The organism is Flavobacterium sp. 11 (genome assembly GCF_002754315.1).
GTDB lineage: Bacteria > Bacteroidota > Bacteroidia > Flavobacteriales > Flavobacteriaceae > Flavobacterium > Flavobacterium algoritolerans.
This window is the reverse complement of sequence record NZ_PEFE01000001.1, coordinates 2,013,972-2,036,096: the sequence shown is the minus strand read 5'-3', so window position 1 is coordinate 2,036,096 and position 22,125 is coordinate 2,013,972. Positions and strand designations below refer to the sequence as shown.

The following is a 22,125-nucleotide window of genomic DNA, read 5'->3' as shown; positions in this document are numbered from 1 at the left end:
ATGTTTCATAAAAAATTGAATTTAAACAGAATAGTATTTATCCTTTTTCTTTTAAGCTTCAAAATGATGGCTCAATCTGATATTGTTATTAAGAATCAAACAACTAAAGAAAACTCGATCACTATTGCATCAGAGAAAGCAAGACCTGCTGCAATAGTGCTAAAATCGTATTTAGATAAATCTTTTTCTAATTCATTTTTGATTCAAAACGAAAATAATTCAATTGAAAAAAACTCAAAAATTCATCTCAGCATATCAAACTTAAAGAAATTAAATACTGATAATAGTTTTATAATTAAAAGCAATGCAACTGATATTTTTTTGATTGCTCCAAATGAAAAATTGTTACGCTACGCCGTTTATACTTTATTAGAAAGTTGGGGATTTAGAAAATTCAATGCTAAAGAAACTTACATTCCAAAATTAGATGCTGTTGCATTTACAAAAAACACGGAGCAATATCACAAACCTTCTTTTGAGTATCGGATGTTATTATATCCAGATGCTTACGATGAAAATTTCAGAGATTGGCATAAACTGGATTGGCATTTAGAGGACTTTAGTGTATGGGGACATTCGTTTAGTAAACTTTTACGGCCTAAAGAATATTTCAAAAAGAATCCAACTTTTTTTGCATTGTATGAAGGAAACCGAAACGGCGAATCTCTTTGTATGACTAATGACACCGTAGTAGATTTAGTAATACAAAAAATGCAGAAAGTGATTGTGCAAAACCCAAATGCTTCATTCTATTCTGTAAGTCAAAATGACGATGTAATCTATTGCGAATGCCATGAATGCAAATCTATAAACAATAAATATGGAGGCCCTCAAGGCTCTCTTTATCATTTTTTAAACAAAATTGCAGTACATTTTCCAAAAACAAAAATAGTAACGTTAGCATATCTCCATACATTTAAGCCTCCAACAAATTTAAAATTACAGCCAAATATTTATACCCTATTTTGCCCAATTGAATTGAATCGTGGAAAGGCTATTCTGGAAGATACTTACAGTAAATCTTTTAGAAAAACATTACAAGATTGGAACAAAACTACATCTCATTTATATTTATGGGATTATACAGTGCAGTTTTCAAACTATTTGTCTCCATTTCCTAACATTCATACTTTTTCAGACAATTATAAATTCTTTGAAAAAAATAATGTAAAAGGATTATTTGTACAAGGATATGCAGATGTTCCAGGTGATTTCACAGAATTAAGACAATATCTTTTGGCCAAATTATTATGGAATACTGATATTGATATTGAAGCTACTACAGATGATTTCCTAAGAGGTTTTTACGGTAAAGCAGCACCTCATATTAGAAAGTATTTAAATCTTTTATCCGAAAATCAACAAAAATCTAATTCATATCTCGACATTTATTCAGGTCCGGTTCAAAGCAGAAATACATTTTTATCACCGGAAGCAATGTATCAATATGATAATTTGATTAATGAAGCTGCATATGCGGTTAATCAAGAACCAATATTAGAGTCAAGAGTCAAAAAATTACGATTGGCCTTGGAATATGTATTTTTTGAACAATCAAAATTTTATGGCAAGGATCAACATGGTATGTTTATAGTTAATGAAAAAGGCCAAAAAGAAATAAGAAATGGAATAACCGAAAGAGTGCTGAATTTTACAAAAAACTGCACTGAATTAGGAATTTATGAATTAAGTGAAGGTGGTTTATCTCCAGAACAGTATTACGAAGAATGGCTCGAAATAGCCAAAGACTCTACAAATCATCTTGGAGAAAAACTAAAGGTTAATTTCCTGACATTACCCGCAGAAGAATTTACAGGAAAAGGAAGCTACGGCTTAATTGATGGAATTAAAGGTTATAAAGATTATAACATCAACTGGATTGGGTGGTATGGAACTAATCCAGAGATAGAATTAATTACCAACAAAATGAATTTTAACCAAATCAAAATAAACTTTCTTGACAATCAAAGACATTGGATTTTTAAACCAAAGAAAATTTCTATTTACGGTTTTAATAATGAAGAATGGTTGCTGATTACGGAGAAATTTATCGGGGATTTAACAGAAAATTTTGTTATTAAAACAGAACAGATAGAGATGGACAGTAAAAACTTTAGTAAGTTTGATAAAATAAAGCTACTAATTGATAATCAAGATGATTTACCAATTTGGCGAAAGCGAAAACAAAAAAAACCAATGATAATGATTGATGAGATTGAACTCTACAATAAATAAAAAACACTTAAAATGAGCCAAAAAAAAATATTAATAATAGAAGACGATAACTTAATCATTAAAATTCTAGATTTTATTTTAAAGAAAGAAGGTTATGAAACGTACATCTCCAGAGATGGTAATGATGGAATTGATCAAATAGGAATCCTACAGCCCGATTTAATTATCACCGATATTATGATGCCTTATAAATCCGGACTGGAAATTACCGCCTATTCTAAAAAAAACTATCCAAGCATTCCAGTGATAATAGTTTCGGCTTTAGGTAAGGAAGATTTAACAGTTATTGAAGGTTTTAAATTGGGTGTGGATGATTTCATAGCCAAACCATTTAATCCTATCGAATTAGTTTTAAGAGTAAAACGTTTTGTTTAAAAGGTTGTGTGTAAACCAATCTAAAAATAACAATACCATTACCTAATGTCAGTATCCTCATAAAAAACGTATCTTTGCACAAAATTTAAGCAAATGAGTACTTTCGAACAATTCAATCTCCCTAAATCTGTACAAAAAGCAATAGATGATTTAGGATTTACTTCTCCAACTCCCATCCAGGAAAAAACTTTTTCTGTGATTATGTCTGGTAGAGATATGATGGGAATTGCACAAACCGGTACTGGTAAAACATTTGCATACCTATTGCCTTTATTAAAATTATATAAATTTACTCCGGGACATACTCCTAAAATAGTAATTCTGGTTCCTACACGTGAGCTTGTAGTACAAGTAGTGGAAGAAGTAGAAAAATTGACGAAATACATGTCCGTTCGAACTATTGGAATTTTTGGTGGTGTAAATATTAATACCCAAAAAACAACCGTTTATCAAGGTTGCGACATACTAGTGGGAACTCCAGGAAGAATCATGGATTTAACGCTGGACAATGTGATTCGTTTTGAAGAAATGCAAAAATTGGTAATCGATGAGTTTGACGAAATGCTTAATTTAGGTTTCCGAACTCAATTGACCGCTATTTTGGCCATGATGCCTAAAAAACGTCAAAACATACTTTTTTCAGCAACTATGACAGATGATGTAGATGCTATATTGAATGACTATTTTGATTATCCGGAAGAAGTTACGCTTTCGGCATCAGGAACTCCATTGGAGAACATCAAGCAAATTACTTATAATGTTCCCAATTTCAATACCAAAGTAAATCTATTAAAACACTTATTAGAATCTAACGAAGACATGAGTCGTGTTTTGGTTTTTGTAAATAATAAGAAGATTTCGGATATGTTACACGAACGAATCGAAGAAGATTTTGATGGTCAGTTTGGTGTAATTCACTCCAATAAATCACAAAATTATCGTTTGAGTACAATGGCTTCCTTTCAAGAAGGAAATCTTCGTGGTTTGATTACTACTGATATTATGGCAAGAGGTTTAGATATTTCAAATATTACCCACGTTGTCAATTTTGAAATGCCAGAAATGCCGGAATTGTACATGCACAGAATTGGTAGAACCGGTCGTGCAGATGCAACAGGAACAGCTATAAGCCTTATCGCTCCTCGTGAAGAAGAATTCAAAGTGGAAGTCGAAGTACTTATGAATATGGAATTAGCAATCGAGCCTTTCCCGGAAACAGTTGAAGTTTCTGCAAAATTAATCGAACCTGAAAAAGACAGACAACCGATTAAGTTTTTGATGAAAAAACAAAAACTGGCAGGAGATGGCGCTTTTCAAGAAAAAAGTAAAAAGAACAAGAAAGTCAACCTGGGTGGACCTGGTGTAACCAAGAAAAAAACACATGGTTCTGTCAATAGGAATATGCTAAAAACCAGAGATAAAAAGAGAAAAGACAAGAATAAATAGTACAAAAAAAAAGGCTAAAAAATGACAATCATTTTTTAGCCTTTTTTTGTGATTCTAAATTACTATTTTAATTCTTTGTAAAAACCAAGCAAACTGGAGAACATAAAGCAATTTTTTTGCCAGTATCTTTAAGTGCTCCCGTAGTTTTATTCCTTTTAAAAATCACTACGTCATTAGTATATTGATGTGCTACCAAAAGAAAATTCCCGCTTGGATCAATGGCAAAATTTCTAGGTCCTTTTCCTAAAGTACTGGTTTGCCCTTGTAATTGTAATTTTCCGTTTTTTAGAATTTTAAAAATTGTAATCGTGTTTGCTTCACCGCGATTAGAAGCATATAAAAACTTCCCGTCAGGCGAAATATGAATATCTGCAGAGCTAAATGTTCCTTTGAAGTCTTTTGCTAAAATGGAGGTTTCATCAATCTTTTTCAATATTCCATTTGAATAACTAAATACCGTTAATGCTCCGTCAAGTTCCTGTAATAAGTAAACAAATTTACCGTCTTTGCTAAAAGTTAAATGTCTTGGTCCACTTCCAGATTTCACTGAAACACTATCTTTTAATTCTAATACAGTATTTGCAGCATTAGGATTATAGGCATACGAATATACTTTGTCATTCCCTAAATCGTTAGACAAAACAAACTTTTTATCCGGAGAAAAATGAACCATGTGAACATGCGGACCTTCTTGTCTTTTCGCGTTGATTCCTTTACCATAATGTTGCACAACTTGTTTTGCTTCTGCAAGACTTCCGTCGTTATTTTTTCCAAAAACAGAGATATTCCCACCAGAATAATTGGCAATTATCACATTTTTATCGTCATTAATGATGTAACAAGGATCAGCACCTTTTGAACTTTGCTTGTTGATTAAGTCTAATTTTCCGCTTGACGGATTGTAACTAAAAGAACTTACCGTACTTTCAGCACCAAACTCATTTACGGCATAAATGAAGTTATTCTCCTTTGAAACCGTTAAATAACTCGGATTTATAACTTTTTCAGTTGCATTTTTAAAACTGAAATCACCTGTCTTTGAATCAAAATCATATACATAAATTCCTTTGCTATCACAGCTTTGAGTGTAGGTTCCAATCAGTAAATTGAATTTATTTTTTTGTGCCTGTACACTTGTAAAAATGAAAATGAATAGAATAACAGCAAACGGTTTTTTCATGTTTTTAAATTTTATTGAAAAGCTAAAATACACATTATATTCATAATGAATGTCAATTGTTTATTCCTTTGAAAAATTATAACAACTTCATCTAAAACTGTCAACAAATTTGTATTTTTGACTCACGAAATTCAATGAACTCCATTGAAAATAAAATCCAGTGAAGTAAACTCAACCTCAGAATGCATTTTAAACATCCCGAAATTTTATACTTTCTGTTCTTGTTGATTGTTCCAATTTTGGTTCATTTATTTCAATTACGCCGTTTCAAAAAAGAATATTTCACAAATGTTCGTTTCTTAAAAGCACTTTCTATACAAACCCGAAAAAGCTCTAAAATCAAGAAATGGTTGCTTCTAGCCTCTCGTTTATTGCTACTAGCTTTTATTATTATCGCATTTGCACAACCTTTTTTTGAGTCAAAAGACAGTAAAAATGCAAACAACGAATTGTATATTATTTTAGACAATTCTTTTAGCATGCAAGCCAAAGGCAAAAAAGGTGAATTGCTAAAACGTGCTGTTCAGGAACTGCTTGAAGAAACTCCTGAAAATGTAAATTTTTCTTTGCTTACCAATTCTGAAAATTATTGGAACACAGATATAAAATCGGTTCGTGGTGCTTTGCAAAACTTAAAATACAGCGCTACTCCGTTCCAATTGGATAATATAATAGCAAAAATAAAAGCACATAAATCGGCTTTCAAAAAGGATATCGTTATCATTACCGACGCTGTTGGTCTTGATGAAAAACAACTGAAAAATACTGATGCAACTGATTCGCCTTTATTTATAATCCCAAAAGCAGAACAAAAAAACAATGTTTCTATTGACAGCGTCTTCATCAATAAAACATTAGAAAATTTTTATGAAATTAGCGTCCAAATATCTGGTTATGGAGATGATTTTAACCCGATTCCTATTTCGTTATACAATGAAAACAAGCTCATTGCAAAGACGATAGTTACATTAGACACAAAGAAAAAAAACCTCAACTTCACGATTCCAAAACAAGCTTTTCATGGCTATTTCTCTATAGTTGACAATGGATTGACTTACGATAATACGTTATATTTTAGTATTTCAAAAGCTAAGAAAACCAACATAATCAGTATTGGAGAACCGGCGAAAAGCAATTTCCTTTCCCGAATTTACACCAGTGAAGAATTCAATTTTAGCAATTATACTTTAAGCGCATTGGATTACAATAAATTGGAGGAACAAGATGCGATTGTTTTAAATGAATTGGATGAAATCCCGCAAGCTTTGGCAACTACTTTAAAATCTTTTGTAGAAAAAGGTGGCAATTTAATTGTGATTCCTTCGGCAATAAGTTCAATTTCAAATATGAATTCTTTTATATCAAATTTTGGAAAACTTACATTCAATTCTTTAGAAAACAGAGAAAAACTGATTACTAAAATTAACTTCAATCATCCTATATTCAATAGTGTTTTTGAAAATAAAGTGACTAATTTTCAGTATCCAAAAACAAAAAGTTCATTTGCATTATCCAGCTCCAGTCCTGCTGCTTTGTCTTATGAGGACCAAAGTGTTTTCTTGACTTCGATAGCAAATTCGGTTTCAGCAGTTGCAATTTTTGCAGCTCCTATCAATATCGAAAATTCAAATTTCCAGCAATCTCCATTAATTGTTCCTACATTTTACAAGATGGCGATGAACAATCAAAACAATGGCGTAAATGCTTTGATAATTGGGGATAACAACCCCCATTTGACCGAAGCATCCTTAAACAAAGACGCTATTTTAACGGTAAAAGGCTTAGATGAACAATTCATTCCTATCCAACAAATCCTGAATAATAAAGTCAAAATGACTTTCAATGATTATCCGGAACAAGCGGGAAATTTCAGCATTTACAATAAAAAAGAATGGATTGAAAACATCAGTTTCAATTACAATAGAACCGAAAGTGATTTGGCTTCAGCCAATGACAATATTCTTTCTGACTATAAAACAATCGAATCAATCCCATCGCTATTTAACACTTTACAAACTGACAGAACTGATAATCAAATTTGGAAATGGTTTGTTATCTTTGCACTGTTATTTCTGATAACCGAAATGGCAATTATACGATTCGTAAAGTAATTAACGAAAGTCCAATACTTAAAAATTAATATGAAATGAGCATGACCGTAATTTGGTCGTAAAAGTTAACACAACTATGCGAATTCCATATTCCATTAAAAATAAATATTATCTACATATGAAATTAATCATCAGAGGCGCCAAAATTATCGATTCAAAAAGTCCCTTTCATAATAAGACTGCAGATATTTTAATTGTTGATGGTTTTATAAAAAAAATTGGAACATCACTTCCAAATCCAGATAAACTAGACGAAATAAAACTCGATAATTTACATGTTTCACAAGGCTGGTTTGACAGCAGCGTTTCTTTAGGAGAACCTGGTTTTGAAGACCGAGAAACGATATCAAACGGACTTACAGTAGCTGCCAAAAGTGGTTTTACCGCAATCGCTTTACAACCCAACTCCTTCCCTATTATTGACAATCAATCCCAAGTGAATTTTGTATTGAATAAAGCACAAGGATTTGCAACGCAACTCTATCCTATTGGCGCTTTAAGCAAAGAAAGCGTAGGAAAAGACATGGCTGAATTGTATGATATGAAAAAAGCAGGAGCAGTTGCTTTTGGAGATTATAATAAAAGTTTGGATAATGCTAATTTGCTGAAAATTGCCTTACAATACGTTCAGGATTTTGATGGATTGATTCTTGCTTTTTCCCAAGACGAAAATATAAAAGGAAACGGAGTAGCAAATGAAGGCATTGTTTCTACCCGATTAGGTTTGAAAGGAATTCCAAATCTTGCCGAAGAATTACAAATCGCAAGAAATTTATTTCTGTTAGAATATACCGGAGGAAAACTTCACATTCCGACGATTTCGACTAAAAAATCAGTTCAATTAATCAAAGAGGCTAAAGCGAATGGACTAAATGTAACGTGTAGCGTTGCTGTACATAATTTAGTTTTAACAGATGAAAAACTGGAAGGTTTTGATACCCGTTATAAAGTTTCACCACCACTTAGAACTGAAACCGATAGAAAAGCATTGTTGAAAGGGGTAAAAGACGGAACGATTGATATGATTACATCCGACCATAATCCGATAGACATTGAACACAAGAAAATGGAATTTGATGGCGCCAAAAATGGGACAATTGGAATGGAAAGTGCTTTTGGTGCTTTGATGACCGTATTGCCATTAGAAACTGTAATAGATAAATTGACCGCTGGAAAATCTACTTTCGGTATCGATATCCAAGTCATAAATGAAGGTTCTAAAGCAAATATTACCTTATTTAACCCTGAACCAAAAAGCACTTTCGCAAAATCATCCATTTTATCCAAATCGAAAAACTCAGCGTTTCTGGAAACAGAAATGAAAGGAAAAGTTATCGGAATTGTGAATCAAGAAAAATTAATTTTAGCATAGAAAATGAATAATAATAATAATAATAATAATAATAATAATTCTGAGTCGGGAAAGACTGCCGCCATAACAAGCTATATTTTAGGAATTGGCGTGTTTATAGCGATGTCCATGAACTCCGAAGATAAAAATGCATTTGCTTCTTTTCACATCCGCCAAGGACTGGGACTCACATTAACTTTTATATCACTGGGATTAATCATCAGCAATTTTGACAGCTTAATGATTTCTGCTCCTATGTGGATTTTTGTATTTGTTTTATGGTCTTACGGCATTACGAGTGCTATAAAAGGAGAAATAAAACCAGTTCCTTTATTGGGAACTTATTTTCAAAAATGGCTTAAAAACATATCATAATCCGATGAATTTATCTTTAGAATATAAAATACGAGAACCTAAAATAAAATTAGACAAAAATCCTCTTATCCTTTTATTACATGGATATGGCAGCAATGAAGAAGATTTGTTTTCATTTGCAACCGAACTTCCAGAGGAATATTATATCATCTCAGCACGTGCGCCTTATGACTTGCAATACGGCAGTTATGCTTGGTACGCGATAAACTTTGATGCGGATCAAAATAAATTTTCAGACCATGAGCAAGCTAAAGTTTCAAGGGATATAATCGCTGGCTTTATTGATGAGTTAGTCGCTAATTATCCAATCGATGAAACACAAATTGCTCTAGTTGGTTTCAGCCAAGGATCAATCTTGAGTTATGCTGTGGCACTTTCTTACCCAGAAAAAGTTCAAAAAGTGGTAGCTATGAGTGGCTATTTGAATTTAGAAATTGTGGCTGAGAATTATCTTAAAAACAGCTTTACTAACTTGAAAATATTTGCTTCACACGGAACTGTAGATCAAGTAATCCCTGTAGAATGGGCTAGAAAAACACCTGCAATACTAGAAAATTTAGGAATAAATATAACCTATAAGGAATATCCTGTGGGTCATGGAGTGGCGCCACAAAATTTCTATGACTTTAAAAATTGGTTAGTAAACAACTAACTGATTTTATTGTCCTGTATATTTAATTTCTTCGGCTTTTTTCAAAACATAACCTTTCCAAGGAATCAATTGCCAATCATCCTTAACCCATGGTTGGCCTTCGGCTTTTCGTTCTAAGATAATAGATTCCTTTTGGGTATCCAGAAACAATTCTGCTTTATTTCCATTAGCTTCAAAAATTACAAAAGCTGATGTAGTTGCACTTTCTTGTTCATAATGATTTAATCGAGTTCCGATTTCGAAAACTCGAATACACTCCTTTCTCAACGCAGACCAGGTATAACCGGCAGAAGCTTTACAACCATGTTCATCCAAATCTCCTCCTACTAATTGTGGTTTTTCTTCTTTTAGAATTGAAGTCTTGGATTCCTTTTTTTGATCCATCTGTTTTGCACAAGAAAAAGCAAAAATGATCATTACCGAAAACAATAATCCTTTTTTCATGCTTATTTTTGATATAACAATGATTGATTTACTTCAAAAGAAATACTGTCATCAGCATTTACAAAATATTTCAATAAAACCTCACCCCAAATTTCACCGTCACTAAAGTCTGCAATAATCCATCTGTGGTTTAGGATTCTTACTTTATTGACAATAAATTTATTTGCCCCAATTTGATCTTGCCCAGTGTAAGGATTTCCTTTTGGGTTAGAGTTGTAATCCAATAATTTTTCAGTAACAACAGGAATTAATTTCTCGTATTGAATTATTTTTTCTGAACTTCCTGAATCAAAATAATTTTGCGCATTTTCATTTTTTGCCAAAGAAAAATAGTTAGCATCAGTCAGCTGATTCGAAACTAAACGTAGACTGTCTCTTAGCTTTTTTGTAGTTTTCTCATATCTTTTTTGTTCAAATTCGACCTGTTTACTCAAAAACATATAAGTGAAAATCGAAGAAAGTACCGCTAAAATAGTGAGATAAAGGAATAATGACTGTTTCATTGTAAATTGAATTATAGTGTAATTTCTAAATTGTCGTATGCTAGGAAAACATTTGGAGGAAGGTTTTTTTGAACCTCTTCATGATATCCCATAATATGACTAATGTGTGTAAGATATGTTGTTTTTGGCTGGACCAAAGTTATAAAATCTAATGCTTCTTTCAAATTGAAATGCGTATCATGAGGCTCTTCCCGTAACGCATTTATAACCAATACTTTTAAGTTTTTTAATTTTTCGATTTCGCTTTTTTCAATAGTTTTCACATCCGTTAAATAGGCAAAATCATCTATTCGATACCCAAAAACCTGGAGATTTCCATGCATTACATCAATAGGAATCACCGTCTTATTTCCAAGAGAAAATGGTTCATTATTAACAACTTCAATAGTTGCAACAGAAGGTGCTCCCGGGTATTTATTTACCGTTTCAAAAACGTAATCAAACCGCCTTCTCAGATTATCGATAACCCTTTGATGTGCATAAATTGGGATTTCTCCCTGTTTAAAATTAAACGGGCGAATATCATCTATTCCTGCTGTGTGGTCAGCATGTTCGTGAGTAAAGAGGATTCCATCTACTTTTTGACAATTTGAAGAAAGCATTTGCTGTCTAAAATCAGGTCCGCAGTCAATAACAAAAGAATGGTTTCCCCAAGAAATCCAAACGGAAACTCTCAGTCTTTTGTCTTTAAAATCAGTGCTTTTACATACCGGATGGTTACTCCCAATAACAGGAATCCCTTGTGATGTGCCAGTTCCTAAAAAATATACCTTCAATTTTATTGCTTTTATTTACAAAAATAGGGTTAATTATCTTTCATTAGAAACCTATTTCATTAACTTTGCAACATATTAGCCATATTAAAAGAAAATGGATACAGAAATAAAATTAAAAGGTGACAAAATCATCGAACAAATCCCTTCGATTAAAGACAAAGCACTACGTATCAATTTAAATGAAAATATTTACGGAACTTTTGCAGAAATTGGAGCTGGTCAAGAAACTGTAAGACATTTTTTTAGATCTGGTGGTTCTTCGGGTACAATTGCAAAAGCAATGTCAGCTTATGACAAAGACTTTAGTGATGCTGTATATGGCGTTGAAGAAGACGGCCGTTATGTAACCGAAAGCCGACTTAAAAAAATGCTTTCTCATGAAGTAAATCTGATAGAAAAAAGATTGAGCAGAGAAAAACATCCTAATAAAATGTTTTTTAGTTATGCCAATACTGTAGCTACGATAGATTTTGCAAAACAATTCAAAGGACATGGTTGGGTTGGAATTAGTTATCAAATTGAACCAGATGAGGATTATAACGAGATTATCATTCACATTCGATTTAAAGAAACTGATGTCCGCTTGCAACAAGAAACGCTTGGTATTCTTGGTGTAAACTTAATTTATGGAGCATATTATAAATACAATGATCCTAAACGATTGTTGCGTTATTTATACGATCACCTAGATAAAGATCAATTAGAAATAGACACTATAAATTTCTCAGGACCTCGTTTTGCTGATGTTGACAATCGTTTGATGAGTTTACAATTAGTAAAAAACGGAATGACTGATGCGGTAATGTTTAACCCTGAAGGTAAAAACATTCTTCCTGCAGCAATTTTATACAAGAAAAATATTCTTGCTTTTAGAGGTAGTTTTCGTCCCGTTACTAAAGTGAACATGGACATGTATGAGAAATCATTAAAAATGTTCCTGAATGAGAATAAGGTAAATGCCGAAAACACACTGGTAGTTTTTGAAATTACATTATCAAACTTACGTTCTGATGGTGAAATTGATGAAAGAGATTTTATGGATAGAGCGGAGTTACTGTGTTCACTTGGACAAACAGTAATGATTTCAAACTTCCAGGAATACTATAAAGTGGTGGAGTATTTTGCTAATTATACCAAAGCCAGAATGGGATTAGCCATGGGCGTGAATAATTTAGTAGACATTTTTGATGAGAAATATTACCGTCATTTAAGTGGTGGAATTTTGGAAGCATTTGGAAAATTATTCTATCGCGATATGAAAGTTTTCTTGTATCCAATGATTGGAGAAGACGGAGAAATCATCACATCAGAAAACTTAAAAGTACATCCTAGAATGAAAGAATTATACAAATTCTTTAAATTCAACGGAAAAGTAGTTGATATAGATGATTATGACCCTTCGATTTTAGAAGTTTTCTCTCGTGAAGTTTTAAATATGATTAATAATGGAAAACCGGGTTGGGAAATAATGCTTCCTACTGGTATTGCAGAAATAATCAAAGAACACCGCCTTTTTGGGTATGACCCAAACAAAGTTTTGAAGGAAAGCAATTAGCGAATAGTGGTCAGTAATCAGTTATTAGTGTTCAGTTGCTAGTCCTAATAACTATCGGAATCAGTCATGAAATTTCGATTTAAATTACAAAACAAAGTCCAGAATTGAGGTCATTTAACACCTCAACTCTGGACTTTATTTTGTTTGTCAAAATTTAATTTCAGTTTTTGTATACTTATTTGTAATTGCAGTAACTGAACACTAATAACTGATTACTGAACACTTACTTCAATATCTGAGCTGCATGAGCCTTCGTTTTCACATCTGAAATCACATCTTCGATAATTCCTTTTTCATCAATTACAAATGTTGTTCTGTGAATACCGTCATATTCTTTTCCCATAAACTTCTTTGGCCCCCAAACTCCAAAAGCCTGAATTACCGATTTATCCTCATCAGCAAGTAACGGAAACGGAAAATCAAATTTTTCTTTGAATTTAGCTTGTGCTTTTTGCGCATCGGCACTAACGCCTAACAGCTCATAATTATTAGCTTGGAATCGTTCGAAATTGTCTCTTAAATCACAAGCTTCTGCAGTGCAGCCTGGCGTATTTGCTTTTGGATAAAAGAAAACGACTAATTTTTTACCCGCATAATCCGCTAATTGATGTGATTTTCCGTCTTGGTCCAGACCAGAAAAATTAGGTGCTTTATCTCCTTTTTTTAATGTTGTCATTATTTATATTTTTTATTTATTTGAATTGAATTTGAATTTTGCTATTGCCAATCAAATTGTTTTTCTTTACAAATCAAATTTAATGAATAATGAATAAACAAGAACGTGTAACGTTTGTTATAAATACGTTAAAAGAGTTATACCCAACGATTCCAGTTCCTTTAGACCATAAGGATCCTTATACGTTATTGATTGCTGTTTTACTTTCGGCACAATGTACGGATGTTCGCGTGAACCAAATTACACCTTTACTTTTTGCTAAAGCTGACAATCCATACGATATGATAAAAATGTCTGTGGGGGAAATTAAGGAAATCATTCGTCCTTGTGGCTTATCGCCAATGAAATCAAAAGGAATTCATGGTTTATCCCATATTTTAATTGACAAACATGATGGAAAAGTACCTCAAAGTTTTGAGTTTTTAGAAGAATTACCTGCGGTAGGACATAAAACAGCAAGTGTTGTAATGTCGCAAGCCTTTGGAGTTCCTGCTTTTCCTGTTGATACTCACATTCATCGATTGATGTATCGATGGAATTTGACAAACGGAAAAAATGTTGTCCAAACAGAGAAAGATGCGAAACGTATTTTTCCTGAAGAACTTTGGAATGATTTACACCTTCAGATTATTTGGTACGGAAGGCAATATTCTCCGGCTCGTGGCTGGGATTTAGACAAAGATATTATCACAAAAACAATTGGCAGAAAAACAGTCCTTGATTCCTACAACAAAAAATAAAACCTCATTGAACAAAAAATCCCATTATTTTTTTAAAATAATGGGATTTTTTAATAATTTAAAAACCAAATTAAATACACTTAAGACCAACTATAATTGGAATCAGGTGTTTTTAATTCGATATGATTTCGAAACTTTTATTGTCTATTTTTATTATGCTTAACGCTTTGGAATAGCTTAATAAGAAAGAAATTGTTTCTTTACTTGGTTTCCTGTTTTTTGAAACTGATTCTTTTTTTGAGTAAATTTTTGCCATAGAGTAATATATATTTTTCTTTACATTACAACGCAGCAAGTTTAAACATATTGTTAATTGGTCAAAACAATTTGGTGTTTGTCTATCACTTTTCTCAAATTCATCAAAGCATAACGCATTCTTCCTAAAGCGGTATTGATGCTAACTCCCGTCGATTCCGAAATTTCCTTAAAACTCATGTCCTGATACATTCGCATCACCAACACCTCTTTTTGATCAGCCGGAAGTCCTTCGATTAGTTTCTTTAAATCCATTTCGACTTGTTCCGAAATTATTTTATTCTCTATCGTTTGACAATCATCTGACATTATTGAAAAAATAGAGAACTCTTCGGTTTCTCTAAACATGGGCATTTTTTTTGTCTTCCTGAAATGATCTACAACGAGATTATGGGATATACGCATAACCCATGGTAAGAATTTACCTTCTTCGTTATATGAATTTGATTTCAAAGTCTTAATTACTTTGATAAAAGTATCTTGAAAAATATCGTTGGTAATATCTTTATCCGGAATTTTCGAATAAATAAAACCATAAATTTTTGATTCGTGCCTTTTTATTAGTTTAGCTAAGGCATCCTCGTTACCTGCGACATAATCCTTTACCAATGACGCATCAGGGAGTTGTATATTAACCATAATAATACTTTTTAGTTTTAAAATAAAATAAGAGATGTCTCTAAAAAGTAGTTTTCTATTATAGGCTAGTGTTTATTTAGGTTTGTTAAGTTTTCAAATTTAACTAATTATTGTTTTAACATGCAAGTAAAATTAATAAAAATTAACAGAACAAGGCTGAAAATTGTTAAAATTTTTCTTCTTTTTTCACATTCCTATAAAAATAGGATGCTGACGAATAATAATTAAGAGTCTTTTACTAAAAATGAAATCTGAAACTAGAAAAAACAAAACAAAGTCTGATTATCAATTAATTACAACCTAACCTTGTTTTATTTTTAATTATTTTAGTTATTATTTCTGATTATTGATAGACTCGAATGTAATCAACTATAAAATCCTGCGGAAGTATAGTGTCATCCACTTCGGGACCTCCAAAATTTCCTCCTATAGCCATATTGACAATAAAATAAAAGGGTTGGTTGAATGGCCAAATTGCTTCTGTTTTATTTTCAGGTTGAAAGGTATACACTAAAGTATCATCTACAAAAAAATCAATTTTATCTTTCGTCCATTCTACAGCGTAAATGTGAAAACCTTCCTCGATAGCATCAAATCTTGTTTTCTTGGTATTTATAGTGTTTCCATGACTGTCTTTTGTATGCAAAGAAGTAAAAACCATATTGGGTTCTTTCCCTACATATTCCAAAATATCGATTTCTCCAGATTTTGGCCAACCGACTTCACTGATATTTGAACCCAACATCCACCAGGCTGGCCATACTCCTTGCCCAACAGGCAACTTTGCTCTTGCCTCGAAACGACCATATTGAAACTCCTTTTTGCCTTTGGTGGTAATCCGTGTCGAAGTGTATTTATCACCTACCTTTTTGGCCGTGATAACTAACTGATTTTTAGCAACCGTGTGGTTTTGTTTCGTGTACAGTTGTCGTTCATTGTTTCCCCAACCACAATTAGGACAACCATCTCCAAGCTCAAAATTCCAATTATTTTCGTTTAATGTGATACCATCAAAATTTTCTTCCCAAACTAGTTTTCGTTTGTTCTGTTGTGCAAAAGAAAAATTAACTACAAGCAATAATATTAGTATTTTTTTCATTTTATTTTAATTAGAATATTGAAAATCCCCTTCCAACTTTGTTACTGAACTTCCTCCGATGTATACTTTAAAGTCACCTGCTTCTGCTTCCCATTTTTTATTAGCTGTGAAGTATTCAATTGTTTTTTCATCGATTGAAAATACTACTTTTTTGGTTTCGTTAGGTTGCAATTCGATCATTTCGAATCCTTTCAACTCTTTTACCGGACGGGTAATACTTCCTATTAAATCTCTAATATACAATTGAACAACCTCTTTTCCGGTAACTTTTCCAATATTTTTTATAGTTACTGAAACTTCTATTTTACCATTTTTAGCAAATGCATTAGATGATAATTGTAAATTAGAGTATTCAAATTTAGAATAACTTAATCCGTGACCAAAAGGATACAAAGGCGTGTTCTTTTCATCAATATAATGCGACCAAAATACACTTTCGGGTTCGTTCATAACCGGTCTTCCTGTATTTTTATAATTGTAATAAATAGGAACCTGACCTACATTTCTAGGAAAAGTCATTGGCAATTTTCCGCTTGGGTTATAATCACCGTATAAAACTTGTGCTATTGCGCTACCACTTTGCGTTCCTAAATGCCATCCTTCAACAATTGCAGGAATATTTTCATCAGCCCAAGGAATTGCTAATGGTCGCCCGTTATTTAAAACCAAAACAACATTAGGATTGACTTTATAAATTGCTTCCAATAATTCTTGTTGAACACCCGGCAAACCTAAATCTGCTCTACTTCTTCCCTCGCCTGATTGCAACCCGTGTTCTCCCAAAACCATAACTACCACATCGGCTTGTTTTGCAACCGCAATGGCTTCTGCAAATCCGCTCTTATCAGTTGTATTGATTTTAGTTTCCCAAATGAATTGTGTTCTTCCCTCGGCTACATCAGCTCCTTTAGCATAAGTAAGTTGGTTCCCTGAATACTTTTGTAATCCTTCCAGAACTGAAACTGCCGAGTTATCGTCAGCAGCGATTCTCCAACTCCCCAAAGGACTCGTTTTATCATTTGCCAAAGCACCGATTAATGCAATTTTTTGACCTGATTTTTTTAAAGGCAATACTTCCTTTTCATTTTTCAAAAGCACAATCGATTTTTTGGCTACATCCAAAACTCCTTCTTGAAATTCTTGTTTCCCAACGGTTGCCAATTCTCGATTTTCATCACAATATTTGTATGGATCGTCAAACAAACCCAATTCGAACTTTACTTTCAAAATGCGTCTTGTCGAATCATCAATATCACTTTCCTTGACTTTACCTTCCTTCACTAATGCTACCAAATGTTCCACATACGCACTAGATTCCATATCCATGTCTGAACCGGCATTAATTGCTATTTCAGCAGCATGTTTACTGTCTTTGGCATAACCATGTGGTATCATCTCGTTTATAGAACCCCAATCAGAAACTACGAAACCATCAAATTTCCAATCTCTTTTTAAAACTTCTCTTTGTAAATAAGCATTTCCTGTTGCGGGAATTCCATTCAATTCATTAAAAGAATTCATAAACGTTCGAACACCTGCACCAACCGCCGCTTTAAAAGGAGGAAAAATTGTATTCTGCAACACGGTTTCACTTATATCTACCGCATTATAATCTCTTCCTGATTCTGCAAACGCATATCCTGCAAAATGTTTGGCGCAAGCCAAAATAGTATTCGTAGCGGCCAAATCTTCGCCTTGAAAACCTTGCACACGAGCTACGGCAATTTTACTTCCTAAAAATGTATCCTCACCTGCTCCTTCCATAACACGACCCCAGCGGGCATCTCTGGAAATATCAACCATGGGTGCAAAAGTCCAGTTCAGTCCTACGGAAGCCGCTTCTTCTGCCGCTATTGCCGCCGACTTTTTTATTGCTTCTAAATCCCAACTTGCTGCTTCGGCCAGTGGAATTGGGCTGATGGTTTTATAGCCGTGAATGACATCAAACCCAAAAAGTAACGGAATTCCCAATCGTGTTTGTTCTACCGCAATTTTTTGCAACGCTTTTACATCTTTAACTCCTTTTACATTCAGCATCGATCCCACTAAACCTTTTTTCAGGTCTTCGTATTTTTTAGCTGCCTGACCTTCTTTTGGAGTTGGACCTGTAATATTCCAAAATCCGTTATACTGGTTGAGTTGCCCCACTTTTTCTTCCAGAGTCATCAATTTGATTACAGAATCTACTTTAGCATCTAAAATATTTTCTTTGGAATAAGAAACAGGTGATTTTAAAATTTTATTGCTGCAGCCTGCAATTATTAAAGCTGTAATAGCAAATAATGCTAACAGGGATTTATTTCTCATCTTTATCCTTTTTGTTATAATTAAAAGGTCGGTAAAAGAACCGACCTTTATAAATTCATTACATATTTTATTGATAAATCCTTACATAATCAATTTCCATTGAAGACTGCGAAAAAGCAGGGTCAATTGCTCCTCCAAAACTCCCTCCCATTGCTACATTCAATATTAAGAAAAAATCACTGTTGAAAGGTACTGAAGCACTATTGACAAAAGAATGAAAGAGCTTATCATCTACATAAAACTGAATTGAAGTAGGACTCCAGATTGTTTTGTAAATATGGAATTCAGTAGATGCATTTGTTATTGTTGTTGTAGCTGTGTTTGGGTTTGCACCAAAATTACCCGGATAATGTAATGTCCCGTGAATTACATTCGGATCATTTCCTTTGTGCTCCATGAAATCAATTTCACCACATTTTGGCCAAGCATTTGTTTTATAATCTTGTCCTAAAGACCAAATCGCCGGCCAAGTTCCACCACCAACAGGTAATTTTGCTTTTACTTCAATTTTACCATAGGTAAATTCATATTTATCTTCTGTTTTTAATCTTGAGGAAGTATAACCTGTTCCTGATTTTTTAGCCGTAATTTTTAGATTTCCACCTTGAACAATTACATTATCCGAAGCGCTTGTATAGGTTTGGGCTTCGCCATTACCCCAACCGCCAGCACCAAGGTCATATCCCCATTTTGTAGGATCCGGAGCACCGTCAATATTAAATTCGTCAGAAAATTTCAAAACGGTATAATTTGCAGTCGGAGTTGGAGTTACAACTGTACCAGGAATCGTTGTTGTGAAAATATGATACCACGCCAAAAATGGATTTCCTGACTGAATCACTCGCACAACCATACGATTATCTGTAATTGATAGAATTTCGTAAGAACTAGACCCAACATAATAGCCCATAAAACCTCCGTCAGCAATATTTATTGTAGTCCCTCTGGTCTGCGTGGCACTATCTGGATTCATTGTCACAAAAGAGTCTGACTTACTCAAAGTCACTGTTTTTGCTCCACTGGTATTTAAATCATAACAGGCATCCTCTCCACCGCCTTTAAAAGCACCATTATAATACGTTTGACCTTTGTTATCCAACTCAAATTTCATTTGATCACCAACTAAAGAAAAAGTCATTATACTATTGTACAAACAGGTAGCTGATTTCTCATTGGCTTTAGCGGAGTAAAAATCCGGGTAATAATTTTTTGTTCCAAAAGTAGGATCAGACCACGCTACGTTTGGACCAACGCCCAAATGCCCTAGTTCTGTTTGTGCCCAATACCATTTTCTGGAAGCACCACCTGTTAGAAATTGTACCGCTTGCTCATCTTTAAAATTACTAAAAACTGTTACTTCCAAAGTAACATTAGTAGCAACTCCTCCTGCTCCAGAGGCAATTACAGTCACTGTATACGTATTTGTACCTGGTTTTGCAAAAGCATTTTCAAATATACCGCTTGGTGAATTTTTTGAAGTCCCATCACTAAAAATGTACTTGTACGAAATAGCATTTTCTGCAGTACTGGTAAATTTTACTTTTCCGGAACCATCTCCGTTTGGAAATGCAGCTGATTTCCCTATTATTTCCGCCGTTACCTGAAGATTTGTTGGCGTGTCTAATGCTCCAAAACCTAAATTATCTTCCTGACAATTGACCATCAAAAGAAGGACAAAAACGGATACTATATTTATGATTATTTTTTTCATTTTAAATATTTTTTTAAAAAAATGTAGTTAAAATACTGATTTTATACAAACTCATTTTAAATCCATAATTAGTTGATTTTTTCTGTTTTTATTAATTATAAAAATAAACATTATCTATATAAACAGTGTTATTTCCAGAAGGCGCACCCACATAAATTAACTGTGCAATATGTGCTCGCGTAGTTAATCCTGTAAAGGAACTTAACGGAATATCTAAACTTACCCAAGATCCTTTAGCTGGTGACGAAATTGTAATTTCATGTTCTACATCATCTCCTCCTCCAAAAGCTCCATTCGCACCAAAATCGACTAATTTTATTTTGAACTGTGTAAAATCTGAGGACCAAACGTCAGTGTGAAAATGCGTCATTGCAGTAGCATTTATAGGCGTTGTAGTCGCTTCTATTCCAACAAAATCCAATGCACTGTATTTTTTTGTTGCATTTCCATTAATACTCAAATCCGTCAACGTGGCACTTGACCAAGAAGTTCTCCAGGTGTCAACAGTTACATTTGTATAGGCGTCGCTGAACATAGAAATTACTTTGGATGCCGCTACACTTGGAGTTGGAGCTGCTGTGATTGAACCTGCTTGATTGTAAAAGAAAACATTATCCACATAAACCGTAGTATTTCCAGAAGGCGCACCAACAAAGATTAATTGAGCAATATGAGAACGAGTAGTCAATCCGGTGAAGTCACTTAACGGAATATCTAAACTCACCCATTTCTCCTTTTCAGGATTAGGAATCGTGATTTCATGTTCTTTATCATCTCCTCCTCCAAAAGCTCCATTAGCTCCAAAATCGACTAGTTTAACTTTAAACTCTGTAAAATCAGACGACCAAACATCTACGTGAAAGAAAGTCATAGCCGAAGCATTGATTGGAGTTGTAGTTGCTTCGATACCAACAAAATTCAAGGCACTGTACTTTTTAGTTTTGTTGCCACTAATATCAATATCTTCTAAATTTGCCTGTGACCAAGAAGTTCTCCAAGTATCAACCGCAACATTTGTATAACTGTCGCTAAACATGGAAATGACATTTGCTGCCGGAATTGTAGGAACTGGCGCAGCGAATAAATTAGTTACTGTTACACTTTGTGTTTTTTGTGTCGTAGCAACTCCTCCGCTTAGTGCAACCACTTTTACTTGATACGTTCCCGGATTTAAATACGTGTGCGTAATCACCTCATCTTGCATGAAATCTACCGGAACTTCATTTGCTACATCTCCAAAATAAACCTGAAAGAAGGTCTCTAATTCCGCTTTGGCAGTTACATTAATCGAAAGATTGCTTCCAATAGTTATAGTAGGTTCAAAATTGGTTGGTGCCAAAAAAGAAACTGTTACCTCTTGAATCGTTTCGGTTTTTTTACCATTAATAGTTACCCCTACAATTTTTGCTTGAAATTTACCTTCTCTGTATTTATGGGTAATCGTACTTCCGGGGTTTACATATACAGGAGCTGTAGTTGTATCCCCAAAATAAATTTCGAACTGAGTAACTCCTTCGCCACGAGGCAAAAAAGTAACATTTCCTGAGTTATCCTGAGTAATGGTCGTCAGAGCAGATATATTTGAAGGAGCATTTACTCCATCCAGATCTACGTCGTTATTTTCGTCTGAGCATCCTAAAAAGAGGATTAGAGCAAAAAGACTTAGTATTAATTTTAAGTTTTTCATATTTAAAT

At 33.5% G+C, this 22,125-nt stretch carries 19 protein-coding genes; 9 read left to right on the top strand and 10 right to left on the bottom strand.

All coding sequences use genetic code 11. The features are described from left to right. From CLV00_RS08830 to CLV00_RS08820, 3 genes are all read left to right on the top strand, one after another. Positions 1-2,235 (top strand): DUF4838 domain-containing protein, encoded by a 2,235-nt coding sequence (locus CLV00_RS08830; RefSeq protein ID WP_233206873.1) that lies wholly within the window; start codon positions 1-3, stop codon positions 2,233-2,235. 12 nt (positions 2,236-2,247) lie between these two features. Continuing rightward, complete coding sequence (locus CLV00_RS08825) at positions 2,248-2,610, top strand: response regulator transcription factor (protein ID WP_099714767.1); 363 nt, start codon at positions 2,248-2,250, stop codon at positions 2,608-2,610. A 93-nt stretch (positions 2,611-2,703) separates the two neighbouring features. Beyond that, positions 2,704-4,056 carry a DEAD/DEAH box helicase gene (locus CLV00_RS08820; protein ID WP_099714766.1) on the top strand — a complete coding sequence of 451 codons (1,353 nt, stop codon included), beginning with the start codon at positions 2,704-2,706 and terminating at the stop codon, positions 4,054-4,056. Between the two features lie 67 nt (positions 4,057-4,123). On the opposite strand, the gene CLV00_RS08815 is transcribed toward CLV00_RS08820, so the two are convergent. Continuing rightward, on the bottom strand, positions 4,124-5,236 hold the full coding sequence (locus CLV00_RS08815; protein WP_099714765.1) for a lactonase family protein: 1,113 nt from the start codon (positions 5,234-5,236) through the stop codon (positions 4,124-4,126). 182 nt (positions 5,237-5,418) lie between these two features. Between CLV00_RS08815 and CLV00_RS08810 the strand changes: the two genes are divergently transcribed. The 4 genes from CLV00_RS08810 (at position 5,419) to CLV00_RS08795 (ending at position 9,725) form a co-directional block, all read left to right on the top strand. Then, positions 5,419-7,347 carry a BatA domain-containing protein gene (locus tag CLV00_RS08810; RefSeq protein ID WP_099714764.1) on the top strand — a complete coding sequence of 643 codons (1,929 nt, stop codon included), beginning with the start codon at positions 5,419-5,421 and terminating at the stop codon, positions 7,345-7,347. A 118-nt stretch (positions 7,348-7,465) separates the two neighbouring features. After that, complete coding sequence (locus CLV00_RS08805) at positions 7,466-8,719, top strand: dihydroorotase family protein (RefSeq protein WP_099716291.1); 1,254 nt, start codon at positions 7,466-7,468, stop codon at positions 8,717-8,719. Positions 8,720-8,722: 3 nt separating this feature from the next. Further along, positions 8,723-9,073: a hypothetical protein gene (locus CLV00_RS08800; protein ID WP_099714763.1), complete on the top strand. Its 351-nt coding sequence runs from the start codon at positions 8,723-8,725 to the stop codon at positions 9,071-9,073. A gap of 4 nt (positions 9,074-9,077) precedes the next feature. Beyond that, complete coding sequence (locus CLV00_RS08795; protein ID WP_099714762.1) at positions 9,078-9,725, top strand: alpha/beta hydrolase; 648 nt, start codon at positions 9,078-9,080, stop codon at positions 9,723-9,725. Positions 9,726-9,731: 6 nt separating this feature from the next. Here CLV00_RS08795 and CLV00_RS08790 read toward each other — a convergent pair whose 3' ends face one another. Genes CLV00_RS08790 through CLV00_RS08780 form a run of 3 tightly spaced genes read right to left on the bottom strand, consistent with a single transcriptional unit; the run spans position 9,732 to position 11,448 of the window. After that, complete coding sequence (locus CLV00_RS08790; RefSeq protein ID WP_099714761.1) at positions 9,732-10,169, bottom strand: hypothetical protein; 438 nt, start codon at positions 10,167-10,169, stop codon at positions 9,732-9,734. A gap of 2 nt (positions 10,170-10,171) precedes the next feature. Beyond that, positions 10,172-10,672, bottom strand: coding sequence for a hypothetical protein (locus tag CLV00_RS08785; protein ID WP_099714760.1), 501 nt, complete (start codon positions 10,670-10,672; stop codon positions 10,172-10,174). Between the two features lie 11 nt (positions 10,673-10,683). Beyond that, positions 10,684-11,448: an MBL fold metallo-hydrolase gene (locus CLV00_RS08780; RefSeq protein WP_099714759.1), complete on the bottom strand. Its 765-nt coding sequence runs from the start codon at positions 11,446-11,448 to the stop codon at positions 10,684-10,686. 94 nt (positions 11,449-11,542) lie between these two features. Between CLV00_RS08780 and CLV00_RS08775 the strand changes: the two genes are divergently transcribed. Then, positions 11,543-13,003: a TonB-dependent receptor gene (locus CLV00_RS08775; protein WP_099714758.1), complete on the top strand. Its 1,461-nt coding sequence runs from the start codon at positions 11,543-11,545 to the stop codon at positions 13,001-13,003. A gap of 223 nt (positions 13,004-13,226) precedes the next feature. Here CLV00_RS08775 and bcp read toward each other — a convergent pair whose 3' ends face one another. Then, positions 13,227-13,679 carry a thioredoxin-dependent thiol peroxidase gene (gene bcp / locus CLV00_RS08770; RefSeq protein WP_099714757.1) on the bottom strand — a complete coding sequence of 151 codons (453 nt, stop codon included), beginning with the start codon at positions 13,677-13,679 and terminating at the stop codon, positions 13,227-13,229. 89 nt (positions 13,680-13,768) lie between these two features. Here bcp and nth point away from each other — a divergent pair, with 89 nt between their 5' ends. Beyond that, on the top strand, positions 13,769-14,419 hold the full coding sequence (gene nth / locus CLV00_RS08765) for an endonuclease III (RefSeq protein ID WP_099714756.1): 651 nt from the start codon (positions 13,769-13,771) through the stop codon (positions 14,417-14,419). Between the two features lie 309 nt (positions 14,420-14,728). Here the strand turns inward: nth and CLV00_RS08760 are convergent, their stop codons facing one another. From CLV00_RS08760 to CLV00_RS08740, 5 genes are all read right to left on the bottom strand, one after another. Further along, positions 14,729-15,313, bottom strand: a complete 585-nt coding sequence (locus tag CLV00_RS08760) for an RNA polymerase sigma factor (protein ID WP_099714755.1) — start codon at positions 15,311-15,313, stop codon at positions 14,729-14,731. Between the two features lie 343 nt (positions 15,314-15,656). Then, positions 15,657-16,412 (bottom strand): family 16 glycosylhydrolase, encoded by a 756-nt coding sequence (locus CLV00_RS08755; RefSeq protein WP_099714754.1) that lies wholly within the window; start codon positions 16,410-16,412, stop codon positions 15,657-15,659. 6 nt (positions 16,413-16,418) lie between these two features. Next, positions 16,419-18,719 (bottom strand): beta-glucosidase BglX, encoded by a 2,301-nt coding sequence (gene bglX / locus CLV00_RS08750; protein WP_099714753.1) that lies wholly within the window; start codon positions 18,717-18,719, stop codon positions 16,419-16,421. Between the two features lie 67 nt (positions 18,720-18,786). After that, a complete protein-coding gene (locus CLV00_RS08745; RefSeq protein ID WP_099714752.1) occupies positions 18,787-20,430 on the bottom strand; it encodes a family 16 glycosylhydrolase in 1,644 nt (547 codons plus the stop codon). A 91-nt stretch (positions 20,431-20,521) separates the two neighbouring features. Beyond that, positions 20,522-22,117 (bottom strand): PKD domain-containing protein, encoded by a 1,596-nt coding sequence (locus CLV00_RS08740; protein ID WP_099714751.1) that lies wholly within the window; start codon positions 22,115-22,117, stop codon positions 20,522-20,524. Between the last annotated feature and the right edge of the window lie 8 nt (positions 22,118-22,125).